Below are 19,107 nucleotides of genomic sequence, written 5' to 3' on the forward strand. Positions count from 1 at the left end.
GCCAAAAGCGACAAGGGAAACGCCATGTCGAACAACAGCGACAACGCCGCTTCCGACACCGCCGAGGCCGCCACGGCCGAGCCGGTTCGCCCCACCCTCGGGGCGAGCCGGCCGCGCCGGGCCAACGCCATCCGTCAGACGATCAAGAGCCGCCGCGTGATCCATCACCGGCGCCGCAAGTAACAGCGAACGTTCAGCGAACAAGGACAACGCCATGCTCGACTTCGAAGACACCCCCCGCCAGGACCACAACCCCGGCACGCCCAAGCCGACCACGGCCAACCCGAACCCGACCGGCGAAGGCGTCTCGCCCGATCCGTACGCGCTGAACAAGCAGGCCGAAAAGACCAATCAGTCCGGCGCGGACGAAGCCGTCACCGGCCTGGAGCAGGTCGAGCTCGGCGGCGACCGTGTCTCGGTGGACGACAAGCGCATCATCAACTGCCGTGCGGACGTCAACCAGCTCGTACCCTTCAAGTACACCTGGGCCTGGGAGAAATACCTCAACGCCTGCGCCAACCACTGGATGCCGCAGGAAGTGAACATGTCCGCCGACATCGCCATGTGGAACGACCCGGACGCGCTCACCGACGACGAACGCCTGATCCTCAAGCGCGGCTTCGGCTTCTTCGCCTCCAGTGAATCGCTGGTCGCCAACAACATCGTGCTCGGCGTCTACAAGCACCTCACCAACCCCGAATGCCGCCAGTACCTGCTGCGCCAGGCCTTCGAGGAAGCCGTGCACGGCCACACCTTCCAGTACATCGTGGAAAGCCTCAACCTCGACGAGGGCGAGATCTTCAACATGTACCGCGAGTTGCCCAGCGTGCACAACAAGGCCGCCTGGGCCATGCAGTACACCCAGAGCCTGAACGACCCGGACTTCAAGACCGGCACCCACGAAAACGACCAGATCTTCCTGCGGGATCTCATTGCCTTCTACGTCATCTTCGAAGGCATCTGGTTCTATGCCGGCTTCGTGCAGTACCTGTCCTTCGGCCGCCGCAACAAGATGACCGGCACCGCCGAGCAGATGCAGTACATCATGCGCGACGAGTCCATGCACCTGAACTTCGGCATCGACGTCATCAACCAGATCAAGATCGAGAACCCCAACCTCTGGACCGACGAATTCCAGAGTGAGGTTCGCGCGATGATCGACGAAGCCATGCACCTCGAAATCGAATACGCCCACGACACCATGCCCCGCGGCGTGCTCGGCCTCAACGCCGCCATGTTCGACGAGTACATGAAGTTCATCGCCAACCGCCGTTGCTCGCAGATCGGCCTGGCCGAACTCTACCCCGGTGCGGAAAACCCGTTCCCGTGGATGAGCGAGATGATGGATCTCAAGAAAGAGAAGAATTTCTTTGAGACGAGAGTGATCGAATATCAATCTGGCGGCGCTCTAAGCTGGGATTGATATTAAGACGTTTTAAATTTTTCCTGCTATCCGAAGAGTTAAACATGCGGTGAATTAATGGCTCAGCAATCTAAAATCACTGTTTTCCCGGGAGCTGCGCGCGGTCTCGCGCGCAATCACTTGCCACGACGACCCGAGCAACTTGGCCTCTGGCCGTTTCCGGTTCAGCGATTTTATCCTGCTGATGACACGCGCGGGAGTGGATACTTTGGGGAGGCGCTAGCGAACGGCCACCGTTATTATCTCCGAGGCACTCAAGCGCACCGATTAGCTCCTTTTTCGGACCTTTTTGCGTACGATTTATGTCGTGCATGCGAAATTACCACGCCGCCATGCGATAGCATTGAATTGGATAGCGGCGATATTGTTTTTGGTTCGAGATACGAACGCGGATCGGTCGATGGATATGTGTTAAGTGAGCTTTTAGCTTCCGAGCCCGACCTTCGCTATACGCTAGCCTTACAATTTTCCCGCCTAGTAGCAGTAGACGCCTTTCTATCTAACTCAGATCGATCCTTCTCTAATTTGTTATGGCTGCCTGAAGATTGCACGGTTGTACGGCCACCCGCCTACGATAACGGCGAAGCTGGTGGCGCGGTGATCGCCATAGACTTTGCGAATTGCCTGTTTACTTCCGGAGAATCACTAGCTTCTCCCGGTTTTGACGCCAAGTCATCGTCAGATCGATTTTACACCGGGCTGGCTCGGGCCGGTTTTATAGAAGGTAGGCAAGTCGGCCATACTTTAAACGCTCTTTTAACGCTGCCGAACGGGTTCTTGGATATGGTGCTTCAGCGCTGTCCTAAACGATGGCTCGACGGCGAGGACTTAACTCGAATTCACACTTGGTGGGCGTCTAGGCAACGTGGAAGCCGTGTCGATCAAACTGAGGAATGGTTAGCCAATGTCGCTAAAATTTCCATTCGTCATAGTTAAATTTAAGCCTGGAAAAGGTAGAGGCGAGGCTCTCAATGTGGGGCTGCTAGCGCTTAAAGACGAGCGTGTCGATCTACGTCTAGGTGCAAATTATTCCAGAAAGCTAATTTTAAAAGAGTATGGCGCATTAGACGAGTTTTGGCGCCTTTCGGAGAATCTTAGCTACTGGATCTCGCTTTTCTCTCAATCTAAGGAGCTTCTGTTAGAGGAATTGCCAATTTTTCCTCGCTGGGCTTTTTCTCAAATCGGTTACTTTTACGCAAATACAAGTGCCGACTACGAGGCGGAAGTTCAAGAGATATTGGCGGATTTAGTTTCGCCGCTATCGATGGAGCCAAAAATTTCGCGTAAACGGCGCTTGTTATCGAGCTTTCGCCACGAGCTAGAGAAAATTGATATTCTTGGCGATAACGAACAAGATTTTAAAAATGGTTATATGGTTCCTAAAGTACCAATAAAAATAGGTGGCAGTACATTAAGTTTCGATTTTGGTGCGCATTCTAAAGAAATTGTTCTTATTCAGACGCTTGATCTTTCTGTTGTCGATTTATCAAATAAAATTAAAGATGCCTCTCTTAAGGCTATATCGTTTGATCGGGCGCAAAGTTATTTTGAGAGAAGAGTACGGCCCTTTTTTCTCGTAAGGTGGCCAGAAGTCCCCAATGAATGGAGCGATACATGTTATGAGATCATGCATGCTTACTCGGATAAGATAGTCGATTTCGATAGAAGTAGGAGTAAGATAGAGTTTTTGTCTTATTTATCGAAGTTTAGGCCGAGATCTCGAGATTTATTTGCAGAAAAAAGGAACTCGTTAGCTAGTCGGGCCTAAGGATGAACAAAAGGAGGAGCGATGGGGTCAGATACCCTCTTGAGTTTCAAGTCCCGCCATTGGTATTTCAGTCCGAAACGGCTGTCCTGATTTGATGACGCCATAGATCAGATGCACGAGCTTTCGCATGCTCGCGCCGACGATCGCCTTCGGTGCTAAGCCTTTCTTTTCCAGTCGCTTTGCCATCGCGATGATGACCGGGTTGTGGCGTTTGGCCACCATGCCCGGCATATAGAGCGATTTTCGTGCTGCGGTGTGCCCGGCTCGCGAGATCATGGTGCGGCCGTGGATCGAGGTACCGGACTGTTTCTGTTTGGGCGTCACGCCGACGAAGGCTGCCAGCGCCTTGGCGCTTTTGAAGCGCCGAACATCGCCGATATAGGCCAAGAACTGGGCCGAAGCGCGGTTACCGACGCCGGGGATACTCTGCATCAGTTCAGCGGCAATGGGGTCCAGCGGCAATGGGGTCAGGTCTTGCATTGTGCATGCTCGCGGTTAAACTCAACATCAAACGGCAGCAGTTGATCCGCCATGGCCCGCCCGTTACGCCTCGAATTCGCCGGCGCGCTCTACCACGTCACCGCGCGCGGCGATCGTCAGGAAGCGATCTACGAAGACGATGAAGATCGTCAGGTATTTCTTGATGTGCTCGCGGATGTCGCCGATCGCTTCAACTGGTTGGTGCACGCCTACTGCGAGATGACTAACCACTACCACCTGCTAATCGAAACGCCGGACGGCAATCTGTCGAAGGGCATGCGACAGTTGAACGGGGTGTATACGCAGTACAGCAACCGTCGGCATCGCCGGGTGGGGCATTTGTTCCAGGGGCGCTACAAGGCGATTCTGGTGCAGAAGGAATCGTATCTGCTGGAAGTCGCGCGCTATATCGTGCTCAACCCGGTGCGGGCGCAGATGGTGCGTAGTGCCGGCGATTGGCCGTGGAGCAGTTATCGCGCGACGGCGGGGCGTGCGGGCGTGCCGCGTTTTTTGACGACGGAATGGATTTTGTCGGCGTTCGGCGGTCGGCTGAAAGAATCGCAGATTGCGTATCGACGATTTGTGAGTGAAGGGCGCGGCCAACCGGCGCCGTGGGCCGCGCTCGCTAACCAGGTTCTGCTGGGCGATGGCGCGTTCGTCGATCAAATGCGTGCGAAACTTGAACAGTCCAACCGTTCGCTGGCCGAAGTGCCCCGCGCTCAGCGCGCCGGCCGTGCCAAGCCCTTGGCCGACTATGCGACGCAGAGCAACACACGCGATGAAGCCATTGTGGCCGCCTATGCGTCCGGCGGTTACAGCATGGCCGAGATCGGCGCGTATTTCGGTGTGCATTACTCAACGGTCAGTCGCGCGGTGCGTGCCGCCGAGCGTGGTTCGTAGGCGATGAGAATGGCGACTGCTTTTAGTATTTCGCTGCGGCCAGCCCATCCCGTGCTCGATAGTCGTTTCACTATCTTTAATTGCCGTGAGACGTCTTGTGGAGGCGCGCGATAGTGATGAGATTGGTCGCCAGAATCAGCGCTTCTGCCAACGTGCCGCCGAGCGAGCCGACGAGCAGGTTGCTGACGACCCAGCAGAACGCCGCCACGGCGAGCAGCCAACGCATGGGAATGCCTTCGAGCATGAACATGCCGTAGGTGCCGACGAGCCCGGCCGCCAGTGCCCAGGCATCGCGCGGCGCAGTCCAGGTGACGACTGCGGCAATGGCAGTCGCCGTCATCACGCCCAACATGATCGCGACGTTGCCCTTGTAGCGGCGAACAAGATGAATCCGCAGCACGATCAGCGCGGCGATGGCGGCTGCGACCCAACTGCGAAACATCACGAACTGAAGAGCGAACGCCACGTTCGCGAACAGCAGCAGAAAGAAAAGCCGGTCATCGCGCTTGCTGGCAAACCCCGCCACACACAAGGCGAGGGCGATCAGCCCGAATGCCTGACCGGCCAGCCAGCGAATCGAAAGGTCGTCGAACACGTCGCGCGTTCCAGGGAAGGCGAGGCCGCTACGCTGCGGGAAGGCCCTGGCGCGATCAAGGGTTTTCGCGTTGCCGAGGTAATAACTCGATAAGCGGCGAAATAATGATATTGGTAACGCTTAAACTATGAATCCCGGTTACTGGCCGCCGAGGTTCTCCGTTGCTCGGCAATTTGGGAAGCGGCTGCAACCATAGAATGCGTTCCCGGCGTTTGCGCCTTTTCGTGCAATCCGCCTTACCATGTGTGCGCTGCAGCGTGGGCAAGTAGGCGTAGCTTGTTCAGAAACGGTCGGCGCGGAGCGCTGTGCTTGACCCGTTGCCGAGTTCCGACTGACGACGCGGCTCGCGTCAACGAGCTCGAGGTTGCGACCCGCCGCGAATTCTCTGGCCGCTTCAGTGAACTCGCCGATGCCCATCACGAATCCACCGGTAGCGCCTCGCGCCACCATCACGCCGTAGAGTTCGCGGACGACTGACACGCCGATGCGTGTCGCACGCCACTGCTTGCACTGAACCAGAAATGTTTCGCCGTGGCGCTTCAGGATTAGGTCGATACCGCCATCAGCGCCGGCGGGCGTGGCTACAACCGTATAGCCCTTTTCTTCGAACCAAGCGTGCATGAGTCGCTCGAAATCCTGCCAGCCCATGCCTCTAAGTGCTGCGGCGCCTTCGACGGTGCGTGATGTCTTGAGGAGGTGCCTGCGTCGGCGTCGCTCCATGAAGGACAAGAGCGCCGCAAGCAATAAAACGAGAGGCGCCATGTATTGGCCGAAAAGACCGATCACGCGAACAAACTGCGCGATGATGAGGCCGCTCATTTGTGTGGGGTCTGTGGGGTCTGCGGGGCGGGGCGATGGTAAATCTGCGAGTGCTGCGAACCCGATATATGCGATGGGTGCTAGTACGAGACAAATAACCCAAGGTAGCTTCGCGAATAGCTCGACCCACCGTTCGAGATCGGATTTTTTTCTCCGCCGTGTCATCAATCGATCCCCGCTGCGATGTTGACATCGCGCCGACTGGTATTTTCTCGTGCCGAATGCTGTATCGACCAATTACACGGGCGATTTAGTGTCAATTTGGTTGCGGGGATGCGCGACTGCCTTTATCGCGTAGTTCGTAACCTGATCGCTGGTACTCCAATAGCCACTAACATTGCGGACCTTGCAAAAGCGTTTCGTGTGACCCTGAGACGAATCGTTATGGCGTGTATAAGGCGGGGGAAGTTGCCGGTTCTCGGCCATGTCGGTCGAGTGGGCGAGGTCGTCCAAGTCGGAAAGCGCCTCAAATCGTTTAACATCCGGACCTCACGAAAAAGCCGCCCTTGGCGGGTAGCCCGTCCAATCGAAAAGGAATGTGTTGTATGACCGCTACGATTCACAGCGTTGCCGTCGAGAAAACCAGCGGCGATCTGGCCCGCGACGAGCAGTTGGCATGGAAGCTGGCCGAGCTGGCGACCCGCGCGAAGGACGCGCCGCAGGACGACGAAGCGGTGGCAATGGCCAAGAACCGGATCATCGACAACGCAGCCATTGCGCTGGGTGCAGCGAACGAAACGGCGGTGAAAGTGGCGCGCGCTGATGCGTTGGGCTCCAAGGGCACGGGCAAGGCAACCGTCTGGGGGCTCGAGGACAAGTTCGCGCCGGTGCCGGCCGCGTTCGCCAACGCGGTGGGCGTGCGTTTTCTGGATAACGACGACTGCTACCTCGCGGCCGAGTATTCGCACCCGGACGACAACATCTCGCCGATTATCGCCGTCGGCCAGCATCTAGGCGTAAGCGGTGCCGATATCCTGCGCGGCATCGTGGTGGCTTATGAAGTGCACGTGGCGCTCGTGGGCACAGGCGACGGCACCGGCATCTGCCTGCACAAGCACAAGGTCGACCACATGACCCATATCGCCGCGGGTACGGCGGCGGGTATTTCGTCCATGCTCGGGCTGACCACCGAGCAGACCTACCACGCGATCAACTTCGCGGTGCACAACGCCATTTCCTCGCGCCAGTCCCGCAAGGGCGATATCGGCGCGCAGAAGGAATTCGTGCCCGGCTTTTCGGCGGAAATTTCCATCAAGGCCGTGCATCACGCCATGCACGGTCTCAAGGGGCCGAATCCGGTCTATGAAGGCGTGGACTCCATTATTCGCCGCTTCCTGAATGGCCGCGATGACGAAAACGCGGTCTACAAGGTGGCGCTCGCCGAGCCGGGTGTCGACGCGCTGCGCAACATCATGAAGACCTATCCCAAGCAGCACGCTTTCGAGTATCAGGGCCAGGCGATCATCGATCTGGCGCTGCAGCTGCGCGAACAGCTGCCGAAGAAGGGTGAGAGCGTGGATCTCGATCAGATCGAGAAGATCGTGCTGGAAACCAGCCATCACACCCATCACGTGATCGGCACCGATGCCCAGGACCCGCAGAAGATCGACCCGGATTCGCCGCGCGGCACGCTGGATCACAGCATCATGTTCGCCATCGCCCGCTGCATCCAGACCGGCGAGTTCCACAAGGACCGCGCCTACCAGATGACCCAGCCGGAGAAGGACGAGCTGCGCGCGCTCATGGCCCGCATCGAAACCCAGTTCGACCAGCGCTGGGAGGACCTCTACCACGACCAGGATCCGAACGTGCAGGCCTATGGCGGGCGCATGATCGTGACCCTGGCCGACGGCAGCGAAGTGGCGGACGAAAAGACCCGCGCCAACGCGCACCCCGGCGGCGACACGCCTTGGCAGCGTCCCGACTACGAAGCCAAGCTGGCCGACTACACCAAGGACTTGGTGTCGGACGGCGAGCGTGCGCGCTTCATCAAGGCCGTGGACGGCATGGATTCGCTTTCCGGCGACGACTTGGCCACGATCAATCTGATCGTGGATGCCGGCACGCTGGAAGCGCCCGAGACGCAGGGCATCTACTAAAGGCCCGGCTGCGCCGCGATATCGTCGCGATGTGCTGCGGCCCCGGCGTTTGTGAACGCCGGGGCCGCTTTCGTTTTGCGGGCGCGACGGGGCTGAGTTACGGCTACGTATCGCGCTGAGGCAACGCACGCGGTCCACGCGCGTTCCGCCACGGCATGACAGCGCCGAGGTAAACGTTCGCTCGTGGTTGTTGCGGCGGTCGCGGCAATCGGTTTGCCCCGGGCGGCCGATCGCGTCCGCGTTTTCGGCGAGATCGGGAGCAGGCCGAAACGCGGTTTCGCTATGGCAAGCTGGTGTTTACCCGGCCCAGCAACGCAAGGCGATCGATGCCCGACGAACCCGTGTCTCATATTCTCTACGGTGCGCCGCATTCGCTCTACACCGGCAAGGCGCGATCCTATCTGCGCAATCAGCGGATTCGCTACGTGGAGCGGCCGACCTGGCACCCGGACTTCGGTGCCCGTATCGCGCCGCAGATCGGCCGCGCGATCATCCCGGTGCTCGAGACGCCGGACGGCGAGATCATCCAGGACACGATCGACATCATCGATCACTTCGAGCGCCAGGGCGTGGATTATCCCGTTTATCCGCCCACGCCGCTCCAGCGCGTGCTCGCCATCGTGATCGAGTATTTCGGTTGCCAGGCGATGCGCAAACACGCCATGCACTATCGCTGGTCGGTGCTGGACGAGCAAGCGCATTTCATGTGGCACGCCTTCTCCAGCGGCTCGGGGCCGGCGATCGCGGAAAAGGTGATGGGGCGTATGCATTCGTACCTGCCGATGCTGGGCGTGACCGAAAACACCGCGCCGCTCATCGAGCACTCGTTCGAGACGCTGCTCGACACCCTGGACGCGCATTTCGCGGTGCTGCCCTACATCCTCGGCGGCCGGCCGTCGATCGCCGATTACGGAATGATCGCGCCGCTGTTCGCCCATCTCGGGCGCGACCCGGTGCCGGCCGAAATCATGAAAAAGCGCGCGCCTCGGGTCTACCGCTGGGTGGAGCGCATGAATGCGCCGGGGCTCGACGTGGTGGAGTATCCGGATACGGCCGCCGAGTTCGTCGCGGACGACGCGATTCCGCAATCGCTCGAGCCGTTTCTGGTCTATATGGCCGAAGACATGTGCCCCGAGTTGCCCGACAAGCTGGCCTTTTTCGACGACTGGATCGCCACCCAGCGGCCCGCCGACGGCGCGCCGGTTGCCGACAAGCCGCATCAGCGCCAGCTCGGCAGTGTGGCGACGCACTATCGTGGCGAGCCGATCGAGGTCGGCGCCGAGCCGTATCTGCTGTATGTCTTGCAGCGCGCCGTGGATACGCTCGATGGGCTGGATGAGGCCGCGCCACGACGTGTGATGGAGACACTCGCGCGTTTCGGCCTCGAGCGCGCGCTGCCGCTGGGGCGTGACTACCGTGTCGCGCGGGAAAACAATATCGAGGTTTGGCGTTTCGGCTAGCCGCGGCCCACTGCGGGGCTATTGTTTGCGCTTGAAGTCCATCTTCTGCCCGACCAGCTTGTCGCGGTCGCCGGTCCAGGCGTAGGCGAGCAAGACCGGCTCGAAGTCGCCGGTGGTGATGCGGTGCATGTGGTTGGGCGGGTTGTAAAGCAGCGAGCCCGGCGCATACACGCCGACGTCGTTTTCCGACAGCGTGCCGCTCAGACACAGATAGGATTCGGTAATGCCGTCGTGGGCGTGGGACGGATAGGTGCAGGTCGGCGCGAGCAGCACTAGCCCGAGAATCAGCCGTTCGCTGACCACGGGCCCGCTCGGGCCCATGATTTCAGCGAAGGCGTACTTGTTGCGCAGCCCGCGGGGAACCTTGTCGTAACCGTAGCGCCACGACAGCGCGGGGGCGATACGGGCCACGCTGCGTATCAGCGAAGCGGTGGGCGCCTGCGTTCCCTGATCCAGCGCGCGGCCCAGCCAATCGGTGACGGGCAGCCGTTGGGGCTCGAGTTCGAGCACGTTCGGATGCGCGAGCATTTCGGCGTTCAGCCGGTTGCGCACGTCCTTGAGATGCGCACGGATCGGCTTGCTGCCGCCGGCCGAGCCGAACCGGTAGGCCTGCCAGAGTTCGCGCAGCAGGTAGTGCCAGTCGATATGTTCGGCGAGCGTGCTCATGTCATGCGCCGTGGGTTTGGCTTGTCTATTCTGCCCGGCCAGTGCCCGTGTCGCGACCGGCGCCTAGTGGGCTGCGAGGCGTCGACGATCAGCTAAAAGCGCCGGCCAGGTCGAGATACGCGCCGCTTTGTGCGTGAACGGTTTGGCCCTGTGCGTCGATCTCCTGCGAGACATCCCGAAAATGCCGGCGGTTTGCCATCGCGTCGAGCCAGCGCCCGAGCTGTGGAAAGCCGTCGAAGCGATAACCCACGGCCGCAATCTGATAGAGCTCGCAGGCGATGACCAGATCGGCCAGCGTGGGCTGTTCGCCGCCGCATAGCGTGGGTGCGGCGCCGGACGACGGGTTTTCCTGGTTCTCGAGATGATGCTCCAGTGTGGCGAGCCCGGCGCGCAGGCCATCCTGCAGCGGCTTGAGCGCGGTGGATTGCAGCTCGTATTTGAGCATTGGCAGCGTGAGGTGCAGGTTCATGATGTCGTGAAACATGTCGTAGGCGCGCACGTTGTTGTGGTGCCAGGCCATCCACAGATCTACCGGCGCGCAGCGCTCGGCGTCGTCACTCGGATACCACTGCGCTGCCAGATCCCGATTGCGCGCCGTGCGGCACAGATAGCGCAGAATCGCGTGGCTTTCGCCGAGCGTGAATGGCGCCGCGTTCGCCGTGGTGTCGCGGACCACCAGCGTGGGAATGGTCTGCAGCGGATTGATCTGTGCGGCGAATGTGTCGGTGCGGGTCTCGCCGTTGGCAAAGTCGACCGTGTGCCAGGCGTAGGGTATGTCGAGTTCGCGCAGCAGGATTTCCACGGCGCGGCTTGGCTGCGACAGGCGGTGGGCATAAAGATGAACCGTCATGGTGGATCCGGACGTCGGTACGAGTGTCGAAGCGCATGGTACGAGCACAGGCACGGTGATTCTGTGCGCATTTATCCCGACCCATGCCGCTTGCGACCGCCGCATCGATCGCGAAGGCTGCGACGGCATGGCATATTGAGCGCAAGCGTGAACCGGCGTAGGCTGTTCGCGAAAGGCCAAGGCAGAACGTCATGCACACCATGCAATTCACAAAAGGGCAGATGACTGCTGCGACGCGCAGCGTGGATGCGCGCGCGATGGCGATTTATTTCTACGGGTATTGGTTTAGCCGCTCAGGCGTCTGATCCGACCCGGACAGGCGCCCCGCAAAGGGACGCCTACCGACGAGTTGAAACCCCCGGTTGGCGTGCCAACCGGGGGTTTTTTCGTTTCCAGGGCCGAACATTGCGGCCGTCATGCAAAAGGAGAGCACTCATGTATCGCAACAACCGCTACGACTTCGCCGGCTGGCGATTTATTGCCGGCTACACCGCCACCGACAACTGCACCCCATCGATGTCCCTGCGTGCCGCCGGCACGCCCGAAAGTACAAGGAACGGCAATGAACACGTCTGTCGCCACAGCGGTTAACGAATTCGACACCCCGCTTGTCACTCCCGCGCGCCGCGCCTTTGCGCTGAACACGCCCGCCGCGCTGCGCGAGGCGTTGCCTGTATCGATCGATACGGCAGCACGTATCCAGAACCAGCGTGCCGCGATCCGGGCGGTGCTCTCGGGCGAGGACGATCGCCTGCTGGTGATCGCCGGGCCCTGCTCGCTGCACGACCGGGAATCCGCGCTCGACTACGGCCGTCGCCTGGCCCGCTTGGCCGATGAACTGAGTGATCGCCTGCTCGTCGTCATGCGGGCCTATGTCGAAAAGCCGCGTACGACGGTGGGCTGGAAAGGGCTGTTGCACGATCCCCGTCTCGACGGGGGCAACGACCTCGCTACCGGTCTGCGCACCGCGCGCGGCCTGCTGATCGAGCTGGCCGAACTCGGCTTGCCGCTGGCCACCGAACTGCTCAGCCCCATGGCCGCGCCGTATCTGGAAGACACGCTTGCCTGGGCTGCCATCGGTGCGCGCACGACCGAGTCGCAGACCCATCGCGAACTGGTCAGCGGTCTGGATATGCCGGTCGGTTTCAAGAACGGGACCGACGGCGAACTGGCGACCGCGCGCGATGCGATGCAGGCGGCCGCGCACCCGCACACCCAGTTCGGCACCGATGACGACGGCCGTGCCGCGCTCGTCGCCACGGCCGGCAATCCAAATACGCATCTCATCCTGCGCGGCGGGCGTGCCGGGCCGAACTGCGATGCGCACAGCGTGCACGGTGCATCGCGGATGCTCGCCGATGCGGGCCTGAACCCGCGCCTGCTCGTCGACTGCAGCCATGCCAACAGCGGCAAGGATCCGCTGCGCCAGCGCCGGGTGGCCGCTGAACTGCTCGCCCAACGCCGCGCCGGCGAGCGTGCGGTCGCCGGCCTCATGCTCGAAAGCCACCTCGAGACGGGCAAACAGGCCATCGGCGCGGATATGCGCTACGGCGTCTCGGTGACCGATGCCTGCCTCGGCTGGACCGAGACGCGCGCACTGCTCGAAACCCTGGCGGCCGGCTGACCGGCACGCGCTCGCCGGGTGGGCCCACCCGGCGAGCGCGACGGCCGGTAGATATTTACCTGTCCCGTGGCCGCTGAAGATCGCTTCGGCGGTGCTAGGCTCGTTTTATTCGAGCGTCGTGTCAGGCGCCACGTGCATGACGGGGGGAGGCTGCCGTATGAAGATGATGGTCCACGGGCTGTTCTGGTCGCTGGCTGCGGGGCTGTTGCTCACGGCCTGCAACAGCGACGACGCCGACATCGCGTTCGCCAACGGCGAAACGGTGGCATCCGAGGAGAACGACAGCATCGCCGACCCGCCAACGGACGACGCGCCGGGCGAAGACGACAATGCGCTACGCAGCGTTATGTTCGTGGGCAACAACTGGGACGGTACTGCCACCGTCGTGGATGCGAACACGTTCGAGGTGCTGCGTACCGGTATCAACCTCATTCCCGACGAGGATCAGGAGTTCGCCGATATCGCGGCCAACCCTGTGGATCTGGCCTTTTACCAGCTCATCAAGTTCGGCCCGGGCGAGGGCAACGAGCAGTACGTCGACGACATGTTCACGACCACGGACGGCCGCTACCTGGCCGTTTCGCGGCCGAGCTTCGCCGACGTGATCTGGGTCGATATCGAAAAGATCACCAACGGCGGCGGCGTCGACGCCATCGTGCGCGAACAGGATATGGACGGGCAGCGCACCGATCACATGGCCCTGTCGCCGGACGGCCGGCGTTTGCTGGTGTCCGATTCCACCTCGCGCCAGGTCATCGAATATTCGATGGTCGACGAGACCCGGGACGACGGTAGCGAGGTGAAAATCGGCGACCGCCTGCGCACTTTCGAATCCGGCGAAACGCCGCATGAAAGCAATTACAACGAGGCCGGCGACACCATCTATCACGCGTCGATTGGCCGCGTTTATACGCCGGGCGACAACCCCGAGCTGTTGCCCGAACTGCTCGGCCCGGCCCGCGATGCGCTCAAGGGCGATCGCTGGTACCAGATCGTGAACAACGACGATTTCGGGATTCGCGCCCGCTGGGACATGCGCGCCGAACTCGCGGAGGCGGGCTATCCGAACATGAGCCCGGCCGTTCGGCCCATGGCGGTGTCGAAGGACGAACGCTTCATCTATTTCCAGGTGTCCTATTTCCACGGTCTGGTGGAATTCGACACCGAGGCTGCGGACGTGAACGCGAACGTCGACTACACGCTCGGCGGCGTGCCCGAACCGGCGTTCGGTGCCGTGCGGCGCGTCGTGTCGCTGCCCAACTTCGTGCCCGAAGTGCCGCGCGAGACGTATGTGAACGACTCGGCCCACCACGGCCTTTCGCTCAACGACGCGGGCGATACGCTCTGCGTGGCCGGCACGGTGGACGACTACGCCGCACTCGTCGATCGCCAGACCATGGCATACAGCCTGTTCAACGCGACCACCACCGACCATACCTATCTCAAGCCGTACTGGACGACCGAGGGGCCGAACGACACCTGCTGGGTTTCGCTGAGCGGCTCGGACGCCGTGGCCGTGCTCGATACCCGGATGCACGAGGAACTGGCCTATCTGGACGTCGGCAATCACCCGCAGCGCATACGGCTGGGGTCGGTGCCCGAGCGTGTCGTGGCCGGTTGGGCGCAGACGCCGTAGCGGCCGATCTGCGTTCAGACGTACGCCGTCGGCGTTGCCGTGTCGGGCCGCCGCGGCTAGGCTGGCGCGCTTCGCGTTTGCGCCGGATGTGTGACGCCCCATGCCGCTACCCGAATCTCAACGCCTGGCCTTTCGTGAGCTGGCCGGCGACACCGATGGCATCGATCGCGATGTCTATGCCCGCTTCGACCGGGATCCACGGGAGCCGATCATCGGCCTGGGCCGCGCGAATGCGCGCGTTGGCTTTTTCGGGCGCGATCCGGGGCGCGAGGAAGTCCGGTACGGCGAGCCGTTCATCGGCGCCGGCGGGCAACTCGTGCGTCGGACCGTGTATCGCCATCTCCACGGCGAGGCGATGCCGGATTTCGAAGCCTCGCGGCGGCTGGGCGAATCCTTCTTCTGGATTAACACGGTCCCGTACAAGCCGGTGGGCAACAAGGCCTGGTCGATGAAGGTGAAGCGGCGTTTTCACCCGTTGATGAACGCGCTTCTGGTGGAGCAGTGGCAGGGGCGGTCACTGATCACGCTCGGGCGCGAAGCATTTCTGTGGTTCGGTATCGGCCAGTCCAGGGACGAGCGGGCGCGCATCGAGGCGTTCTGGAAACGCGACGACCGCTTCGAACGTGCGATCGACGTAACGCTGGCCGCGCCCGATGGCACGACACGGGTGTTCGATATTCATCCGCTGCCGCATCCCTCGCCCTTGAACGCCACCTGGTACAAACGGTTCCCAGCGCTGTTGCAGCAGCGGCTCACGCAGTTGGATGTGCGCGCCGACAATCTGATGACGTGATGCCGGCGGGCGAGCCGGGGCGGGCGCGCGCCGTCGTGCCTGTATTGCGCAGCTAAGCCGGGGCCACGACAATAGCGGGCCGTTTTCTCCCGGCGGCCGCGTTGCCGCCGATCGGATCGCCCGCATGTCGCGTACTCGTCCCGCTCGTCATGTCGTTCTCATGCTGCTGGGGCTGATTCTCGTCGGGCTGAACCTGCGCCCGGCGCTGACCAGCGTCTCGCCGGTGCTGGTCGAGATCGGGCGTAGCCTCGGGCTGGGGTCGATGGGCCAGGGCGTTCTCACCACGCTGCCGGTCCTGTGTCTCGGCCTAGCGGCGCCGCTGGCACCCCGCGCGGCGCGGCGCATCGGCGACGAAACCACCATTCTTCTCACGCTGGGTGTGCTGGCATTGGCGCTGCTCGTGCGTCCGTGGTCGGGCGTGGTCGGGCTGTTTGCCGGCACCGCGTTGGCGGGCGGCTGCATCGGCGTGATGGGCGTGTTGCTGCCGGGCCTGGTCAAACGGGATTTTCCCGATCAGGTCGGCGTGATGACCGGCTTGTACACCATGGCGCTGTGTACCGGCGCCTCCATCGCCGCGGGTGCGACCGAGCCGCTGCGGCTGTTGTTCGCCGGCGAATGGCGCTGGGCGCTGACGTTCTGGCTCACGCCCGCGATTGTTGCAGGCCTCGTATGGCTGCCGCAGCTGGCACGCGGGCACCCACCCGCGCCGCGCAGGACGGGCGAGGCCACGCGCCTGCGTACCAGCCGGCTGGCATGGCAGGTCACCCTGTTCATGGGCCTGCAATCGTCGTTGGCCTATTCGGTGTTCGGTTGGCTGCCGACGATCCTGCACGATCGCGGCCTGAGCGAAGTCGACGCGGGGCTGATGCTGTCGCTGTCGATCATCGTGCAGCTGATTTCGGCGATCGCGGCACCGTGGATCGGCGGGCGCTGTCGAGATCAGCGCGGCGTCGTCGTCGCGGTCATGCTGCTCACGCTGGCGGGTCTGCTGGGCTGTCTTTATGCGTCGATCGAAAGCGTTGCGCTATGGGCCGTGGTGCTGGGTCTGGGTCAGGGCGGCACGTTCAGCATGGGGCTGACGCTGATCGCGCTGCGCGCCGCGGACAGCCGTATCGCGGCCGAGCTGTCGGGCATGGCGCAGGGTATCGGCTATGTGCTGGCTGCCCTCGGCCCGCTGCTGGTCGGCATTCTGCATGACCTCACCGGCGGCTGGCAGAGCACCGGCGTGCTGTTCGGCGTCATCGTGGGCGTGGGGTTGATCGCCGGCCTCGGCGCCGGGCGGGATCTACAGGTGGGCGCCGTGCCCGAACCCGGCGCATGACGCACGTATGCGGTCGGTCGCTAGCGCCTAGGCGGCGGGTTGCGTCCGAGGGCATGGCGCCAGGTCTCGCTGGCCACGCCGCGGCCGACCACGCGCGCAAAGGCCACGCAGAAACCGCTCACGGCTGCCCAGGCCAGTATATGGGGCCAACTCACGTCGGCGTCCTCGACGTTCAAGGGCGGCTCTTCGTCGAGCGTGCGTCGCCAGGCAGCGGAGGCGCCGCGTCGTGCGAGCATGCCGGCGCCGATCGCGGCGCCCGCGCCCAGGGCGAGCCAGAGGGTGCGTTCTCGATCCATGACGTGCTGCGACCGTATAGTCGCGTGTTGCGTAAGCGTATGGTCTGCATCGTACCGCAGATCGTTGTCGCATCCATGCGTACGACGCCGGATGCCGGTAGCGGCCGGCGCCCGTGGCGTGAACGGGTGATAGCGTCCGGTACGCTGGCCCGTTCGGATACCACATGATCGCAGTCGTATGAATCTCGGTCGCTATCGTTTTTCGCCGCCCTGGTGGGGCGTGTTGCTGTTCTGTGTCGGGGCTGCGATCTTCTGTGCGCTTGGCGTGTGGCAGGTCGAACGAGCGCACTACAAGGAAGGACTGGTCGCCGCCCGTCAGGCCGCGCGGCAGGCCGGACGCGCGCCGATGCAACCGCAAGGCGCGCCGGCAGAAGGCAACGCGCGCGTGGCCGATCTCGTCTATGGTCGCGAGTATGTCGCGACCGGCCGGTATGAACCGGGTCGCCAGATTCTGCTCGCCGATCAGCTACGCGGTGCGCGCACCGGCTATCGCGTATGGACGCCGCTGCGCCTCGACAACGGCATCCGCCTGATGGTCGATCGCGGCTGGATCGAGAAACCGGCAGCCGGCGAGCCGCTACCCGACCCGCCCGCGCCGACAACGCCGGTGCAAGTCACGGGATTCTGGCGCAGCTTCGTTCAGCCGGCCCTGCAATGGGGCGGCACGGTGGACTGCACGGACCGGGACTGGCCACGGGTTCTGAGCTATCCCGACGCCGCGGCCGTGCGTTGCCAGTACGGCGCGCCCGTGGTCGACGGGCTGCTGTTGCTCGACCCGCAGGCGCCCGATGGTTTCGTACGCGAATGGGAAGATGACCGGGATACGGTCGGCCTGCGGCCCTTCGGGCACTACGCCTATGCTTCGCAGTGGTTCCTGATGGCGATCGTCGCCGGCATCATTCTCGTGGTGGTCAATCTCAGGCGTCGCTGACGCGCGGCTGCCGGTCGCGCCCGAGACTGCTTATAGTTCATCGGGCAACGGTATGCGTCGCGGTCCGGCTTGGCTGACCCCAGCCGGGGGCAACGTGCACGAAGCGTTCGGGTTGCGGTGTGCTCCGGGGGGAGGCGCGGACTCGAGGTGGTCGCGTAAAACGCCTGTCCGGTCTGTTGTTCGACGTCGATGGCCGCGGTATCCCGCATGGCCCGGCCGACCCATCCGACCGGCAGGCACGCCGGGGGACCCATGTCGCTTGAAACAACACCGCGTCGCACGACGGCGCATTCAGCGTTCTGGATGATGGTGCGACGCGTAACGGTGCTGGCCAGTTGCGTGGATGTCGGCTTCTTCTTTTTCTTTCTGGCTGCCGGCTCGCCGATTCTGGCCTGGATCAATGTCCTGAGCGTGGCGATGTATATCGTCGCCTATCGACTGCTCGGACAGCGACGAAACCGACCGGCGCTGATGCTGATCTGGGCCGAGGTGCTCGGCCATGCCTTCATCGGCACGCTGCTGACCGGCTGGGATGCCGGTTTCAACTACTACCTGCTCATGTTCATTCCCGCGATCATGGTCAGCGGCGACTGGCGCAGCGTACGGCTACCGTTGCTGGTGCTGTTCAGTGCCTATCTCGCACTCCACGAAGTATCACGATTCACCGGGCCGCTCGAGCCGCTCGCGCCCGCGGCACTTACCGCGCTGTATATCTTCAATGTGTCGGTGTTTTTCGCCATGGCCAGCTCTACGGCCAGTTTCTATTACCGCATGGTGCGCAAGACCGAAGGCAAGCTGCGTGATCTGGCCACCCGCGACACGCTGACCGGTTTGTTCAACCGTCGCCACCTCATGGAGACCGCACAGCAGGAGCGTACGCGCTCGAGCCGCAGCGGCGCGCCGTTGTCGCTGGTGATCGCCGATATCGACGACTTCAAGCAGATCAACGACCGGTTGGGTCACGATGCGGGCGATCTCGTGTTGCGCCGGGTCAGCGCCGTCTTGCGTGAACGCTGTCGCAGCCACGATACGGTCGCTCGTTGGGGCGGCGAGGAGTTTCTCTTTCTGCTGCCGCAGACGGGCGGCCAGGCCGCGGCCGATTTCGCCGAGCGGGTACGGGCCGACGTTGGCGTACTGGAAATCGCGGCGGGCGTCGAGCCGATCCGCTGTACGGTGTCGCTCGGCGTGGCGGTCGTGGCGGTCGGTGAGTCGCTGGAGGATGCGATCGGGCGTGCCGATCATGCCCTCTATCGCAGCAAGGCCGAGGGCCGGAATCGGGTCACGATTGCAGAGAGCGCGTCCGCTATTGCCGACGCACACGACAGTGCGCAGGTGCGCGATCTGCATCCCGCGGCGAATGCGCCGGACGACGGGCCCGACGATTCGCCCGGCCCCGGCGGTATGCGCGCCGCGAGTTAGAAGAACGCCGCCCAAGGGCGGCGTTCA

19 protein-coding genes and 1 pseudogene are annotated in these 19,107 nt (G+C 62.5%); 14 read left to right on the forward strand and 6 right to left on the reverse strand.

Features of this window, described 5'->3' with window-relative positions; genetic code table 11:
• Positions 1–24 precede the first annotated feature (24 nt).
• The 4 genes and pseudogenes from J7355_RS00970 (at position 25) to J7355_RS00985 (ending at position 3,191) form a co-directional block, all read left to right on the forward strand.
• Positions 25–183, forward strand: coding sequence for a hypothetical protein (locus tag J7355_RS00970; RefSeq protein WP_209059031.1), 159 nt, complete (start codon positions 25–27; stop codon positions 181–183).
• 196 nt (positions 184–379) lie between these two features.
• Positions 380–1,423 (forward strand): annotated as a pseudogene (locus tag J7355_RS00975) (ribonucleotide-diphosphate reductase subunit beta); the annotation flags it as partial.
• A gap of 348 nt (positions 1,424–1,771) precedes the next feature.
• Complete coding sequence (locus J7355_RS00980) at positions 1,772–2,359, forward strand: hypothetical protein (protein WP_209059033.1); 588 nt, start codon at positions 1,772–1,774, stop codon at positions 2,357–2,359.
• Entirely contained in the window at positions 2,328–3,191 is an 864-nt protein-coding gene (locus J7355_RS00985; protein ID WP_209059034.1) for a hypothetical protein, read from the forward strand. Before J7355_RS00980 ends, J7355_RS00985 begins: the two co-directional genes overlap by 32 nt.
• Positions 3,192–3,218: 27 nt before the next feature.
• On the opposite strand, the gene J7355_RS00990 is transcribed toward J7355_RS00985, so the two are convergent.
• A complete protein-coding gene (locus J7355_RS00990; RefSeq protein ID WP_247739671.1) occupies positions 3,219–3,671 on the reverse strand; it encodes a transposase in 453 nt (150 codons plus the stop codon).
• A gap of 51 nt (positions 3,672–3,722) precedes the next feature.
• Between J7355_RS00990 and J7355_RS00995 the strand changes: the two genes are divergently transcribed.
• Positions 3,723–4,571: a transposase gene (locus J7355_RS00995; protein WP_209059037.1), complete on the forward strand. Its 849-nt coding sequence runs from the start codon at positions 3,723–3,725 to the stop codon at positions 4,569–4,571.
• A 76-nt stretch (positions 4,572–4,647) separates the two neighbouring features.
• Here J7355_RS00995 and J7355_RS01000 read toward each other — a convergent pair whose 3' ends face one another.
• Positions 4,648–5,166 (reverse strand): YgjV family protein, encoded by a 519-nt coding sequence (locus tag J7355_RS01000; RefSeq protein ID WP_209059039.1) that lies wholly within the window; start codon positions 5,164–5,166, stop codon positions 4,648–4,650.
• A gap of 138 nt (positions 5,167–5,304) precedes the next feature.
• Complete coding sequence (locus J7355_RS01005) at positions 5,305–5,985, reverse strand: restriction endonuclease (protein ID WP_209059041.1); 681 nt, start codon at positions 5,983–5,985, stop codon at positions 5,305–5,307.
• Between the two features lie 545 nt (positions 5,986–6,530).
• Between J7355_RS01005 and J7355_RS01010 the strand changes: the two genes are divergently transcribed.
• On the forward strand, positions 6,531–8,084 hold the full coding sequence (locus J7355_RS01010; protein ID WP_209059042.1) for an MmgE/PrpD family protein: 1,554 nt from the start codon (positions 6,531–6,533) through the stop codon (positions 8,082–8,084).
• 326 nt (positions 8,085–8,410) lie between these two features.
• Positions 8,411–9,544, forward strand: coding sequence for a glutathione S-transferase N-terminal domain-containing protein (locus J7355_RS01015; protein ID WP_209059043.1), 1,134 nt, complete (start codon positions 8,411–8,413; stop codon positions 9,542–9,544).
• A gap of 18 nt (positions 9,545–9,562) precedes the next feature.
• Here J7355_RS01015 and J7355_RS01020 read toward each other — a convergent pair whose 3' ends face one another.
• Positions 9,563–10,210, reverse strand: coding sequence for a dimethylsulfonioproprionate lyase family protein (locus J7355_RS01020; RefSeq protein WP_209059044.1), 648 nt, complete (start codon positions 10,208–10,210; stop codon positions 9,563–9,565).
• A gap of 88 nt (positions 10,211–10,298) precedes the next feature.
• Positions 10,299–11,060 carry a glutathione S-transferase family protein gene (locus tag J7355_RS01025; protein WP_209059045.1) on the reverse strand — a complete coding sequence of 254 codons (762 nt, stop codon included), beginning with the start codon at positions 11,058–11,060 and terminating at the stop codon, positions 10,299–10,301.
• A gap of 435 nt (positions 11,061–11,495) precedes the next feature.
• Here J7355_RS01025 and J7355_RS01030 point away from each other — a divergent pair, with 435 nt between their 5' ends.
• The 5 genes from J7355_RS01030 (at position 11,496) to J7355_RS01050 (ending at position 16,434) form a co-directional block, all read left to right on the forward strand.
• Positions 11,496–11,651, forward strand: coding sequence for a hypothetical protein (locus tag J7355_RS01030; RefSeq protein WP_209059046.1), 156 nt, complete (start codon positions 11,496–11,498; stop codon positions 11,649–11,651).
• Entirely contained in the window at positions 11,623–12,684 is a 1,062-nt protein-coding gene (locus tag J7355_RS01035; RefSeq protein ID WP_209059047.1) for a 3-deoxy-7-phosphoheptulonate synthase, read from the forward strand. Before J7355_RS01030 ends, J7355_RS01035 begins: the two co-directional genes overlap by 29 nt.
• A 157-nt stretch (positions 12,685–12,841) precedes the next feature.
• Entirely contained in the window at positions 12,842–14,320 is a 1,479-nt protein-coding gene (locus J7355_RS01040) for a serine/threonine protein kinase (protein WP_209059049.1), read from the forward strand.
• Positions 14,321–14,420: 100 nt separating this feature from the next.
• Positions 14,421–15,113, forward strand: a complete 693-nt coding sequence (locus tag J7355_RS01045) for a uracil-DNA glycosylase family protein (protein ID WP_209059052.1) — start codon at positions 14,421–14,423, stop codon at positions 15,111–15,113.
• 124 nt (positions 15,114–15,237) lie between these two features.
• Positions 15,238–16,434, forward strand: coding sequence for an MFS transporter (locus tag J7355_RS01050; protein WP_209059054.1), 1,197 nt, complete (start codon positions 15,238–15,240; stop codon positions 16,432–16,434).
• Positions 16,435–16,454: 20 nt separating this feature from the next.
• On the opposite strand, the gene J7355_RS01055 is transcribed toward J7355_RS01050, so the two are convergent.
• Positions 16,455–16,730 carry a DUF4235 domain-containing protein gene (locus J7355_RS01055; RefSeq protein ID WP_209059055.1) on the reverse strand — a complete coding sequence of 92 codons (276 nt, stop codon included), beginning with the start codon at positions 16,728–16,730 and terminating at the stop codon, positions 16,455–16,457.
• A gap of 178 nt (positions 16,731–16,908) precedes the next feature.
• On the opposite strand from J7355_RS01055, the gene J7355_RS01060 reads away from it, so the two are divergent.
• Both J7355_RS01060 and J7355_RS01065 read left to right on the forward strand, forming a co-directional pair.
• On the forward strand, positions 16,909–17,661 hold the full coding sequence (locus J7355_RS01060; protein ID WP_209059056.1) for an SURF1 family protein: 753 nt from the start codon (positions 16,909–16,911) through the stop codon (positions 17,659–17,661).
• A gap of 252 nt (positions 17,662–17,913) precedes the next feature.
• A complete protein-coding gene (locus J7355_RS01065; protein WP_209059057.1) occupies positions 17,914–19,080 on the forward strand; it encodes a GGDEF domain-containing protein in 1,167 nt (388 codons plus the stop codon).
• The last annotated feature ends 27 nt before the right edge of the window (positions 19,081–19,107 follow it).

Origin of the sequence: Endozoicomonas sp. G2_2 (assembly GCF_017744135.1) — a bacterium.
In the GTDB taxonomy this organism is placed as follows: Bacteria; Pseudomonadota; Gammaproteobacteria; order Nevskiales; family Salinisphaeraceae; genus Salinisphaera.